Consider the following 1,396-nt stretch of genomic DNA (forward strand, 5'->3'; position numbering starts at 1 on the left):
CATCGGCGATAGACTCTTGTGCCGCTTGTTCGTCAAACTCACCCAAAGACTCTAAATCAAGCGCGTCGTCTTCATCGTCTAACTCATCGCTTGTGATGTCTGACTCGTCAGGTTCATCGGCGATAGACTCTTGTGCCGCTTGTTCGTCAAACTCACCCAAAGACTCTAAATCAAGCGTGTCGTCTTCATCGTCTAACTCATCGCTTGTGATGTCTGACTCGTCAGGTTCATCGGCGATAGACTCTTGTGCCGCTTGCTCGTCAAACTCACCCAAAGACTCTAAATCAAGCGCGTCATCTTCATCGTCTAACTCATCGCTTGTGATGTCTGACTCGTCAGGTTCATCGGCGATAGACTCTTGTGCCGCTTGCTCGTCAAACTCACCCAAAGACTCTAAATCAAGCGCGTCGTCTTCACTTTCCATGTCATCAGGCATGTCATCAAGAACATCATCAATAAGTAGTTCAGATAACTCGTCATCCAGATCCCCGTCTAAATCATCGTCAGAAGATCCCCCTTCAGCTAGAGCATCAGCCAACCCGCGCTCTGTTTCACTGACATTTGGTGATTGAGGGTCATCATCTAACTCAAGTTCGGGATAGCTATCGAGTTCAATACTTGGCTCAACGAGGTCATCTAATTCTTCATCATTATCTTCCTCTAACAAATCAACATCATCTGCTAGTGGATCATCACCAAGTGCGACCTCCTCCTCATCAAGAGGATCATCATGCCAGTCTTCAGGATCTTCCTGATCCAATTCGTTTAACAGTTCATCAACGCTCTGTAATTTTGACTTTTCTTCTGTGCTTAATGGGTGTTCCGGAATATCTTGTTCATCGTCAACATCATCCAGCGATACATCAAATTGGCTTTCGTCCATTTCTGATGTTATTAGCGGCTCATCGTCTTCCGCAGGCTCGTCCAGTAAGGCATCGATGTCATCGGCTTCTGCGTCATCTTCCGCTGGCTCATCCAGTAAGGCATCGATGTCATCAGCCTCTGCGTCATCTTCCGCAGGCTCATCCAGTAAGGCATCGATGTCATCAGCCTCTGCGTCATCTTCCGCAGGCTCATCCAGTAAGGCATCAATGTCATCGGCTTCTGCGTCATCTTCAGCAGGTTCGTCCAATAACGCGTCGATGTCATCGGCTTCTGCGTCATCTTTCGCAGGTTCGTCCAATAATGCATCAATGTCATCGGCTTCTGCGTCATCTTTCGCAGGTTCGTCCAATAATGCATCAATGTCATCGGCTTCTGTGTCATCTTCCGCAGGTTCGCCCAGTAACGCGTCGATGTCATCGGCTTCTGCGTCATCTTCCGCAGGTTCGTTCAGTAACGCGTCGATGTCATCGGCTTCTGCGTCATCTTCCGTAGGTTCGTCCAGTAACGCGTC

Annotated in this window: 1 pseudogene; it reads right to left on the bottom strand. The window is 48.5% G+C overall.

Annotated elements, in window-relative coordinates:
* Positions 1 to 1,396, bottom strand: a pseudogene (locus BIW53_RS20935) (hypothetical protein); the annotation flags it as partial.

Origin of the sequence: Pseudoalteromonas byunsanensis, from assembly GCF_001854475.1 — a bacterium.
Classification (GTDB): domain Bacteria; phylum Pseudomonadota; class Gammaproteobacteria; order Enterobacterales; family Alteromonadaceae; genus Pseudoalteromonas; species Pseudoalteromonas byunsanensis.